The sequence below is a fragment of the Brachyspira catarrhinii genome (genome assembly GCF_005518285.1).
GTDB classification, from domain to species: Bacteria; Spirochaetota; Brachyspiria; order Brachyspirales; family Brachyspiraceae; genus Brachyspira; species Brachyspira catarrhinii.
Map to the genome: position 1 here is coordinate 1 of NZ_SJDU01000512.1, position 1357 is coordinate 1357.

The 1357-nt window shown below is 37.1% G+C and carries 1 protein-coding gene; it reads left to right on the forward strand.

From position 1 onward, the window contains the following. Nucleotides 1-1357: endopeptidase La (gene lon, locus EZH24_RS11950; RefSeq protein ID WP_137999299.1), on the forward strand; the 1357-nt coding region annotated here is incomplete at both ends.

A 1357-nucleotide genomic window follows, 5' to 3' on the forward strand; every position in this document is an offset into this window, starting at 1 on the left:
GAGACGCTCGTTATACCGATATGGTGGAACAAGAAATAGAAAAAATATCGACTATCGATAATCATTCGCCCGAATATACGGTTTCAAAAAATTATTTGGACGCTTTATTTTCTCTCCCATGGAACGATGAAGCTAAAGAAAGAAAAGATATAAATAAAAGCAAAAAAATATTGGATAGAGACCATTACGGACTCGAAGATGTTAAAGAAAGAATTTACGAATTTTTAGCAGTTCGCAAATTAAACCCGAATAAAAAATCTTCAATACTTTGTTTTGTGGGACCTCCGGGAGTCGGCAAAACTTCTATTGGAAAAAGCATTGCGGAAGCTTTGGAGCGACCGTTTTTTAGATTTTCGCTTGGAGGTATGAGAGACGAAGCGGAAATTAAAGGACATAGAAGAACTTATATTGGAGCTATGCCGGGAAAAATAATCGAGGCTTTAAAAATAGTTAAAGTGAAAAATCCCGTTTTGATGCTTGACGAAATAGATAAATTGGGAATGAGTTATCAGGGCGACCCTTCGAGCGCGTTATTGGAGGTTTTGGACCCAGAGCAGAATTCGGCTTTCAGAGACCATTATTTGGATTTGCCTTTCGATTTGTCGAATATACTTTTTATAACGACTTCAAACACTCTCGATACTATTCTCTCTCCTCTGCTCGATAGAATGGAGATTATAAGACTTTCGGGTTATATTATGGAGGAAAAATTAAAAATCGCTTCAAAATATATTATTCCAAGGCAAATTAAAGCTCATGGACTGAATATAAAAAATATAAAATTCACAAATAGAGCTATAGAATATATTATTAACGGATACGCGCGCGAGGCGGGAGTTCGTAATTTTGAAAGAAGAATCGAAAGAATATGCCGAAAAATCGCGGCGGATATAGTGGAAAAAGATAAAAAAACTTACGATATAAATATAGATTCAAAAGATATAGAAAAATATTTGAAAAAACCTATATTTACAAACGATTTGACGGAAAGAGCTAATAAAGCGGGGAACTCAATCGGACTCGCTTGGACATCTATGGGCGGAGCGACTCTCACAATAGAATCGATAAAAGTAGCCGAAAAAAAAGATGGCGGTTCGATAAATATGACGGGACAACTTGGCGAGGTTATGACTGAAAGCGTTCAAATAGCTTACAGTTATGTCAGAAGTGTCGCTAAAAATTACGGAGTTTCGGAAGATTATTTTTCGGACGCGATTATTCATTTGCATGTTCCCGAAGGAGCGACTCCAAAAGACGGTCCTTCGGCGGGAATAACTATGGCTACGGCTTTGCTATCTTTGGCAATGAATAAAGTTATAAGAAACGATACGGCTATGACAGGCGAGCTTTCGTTAAA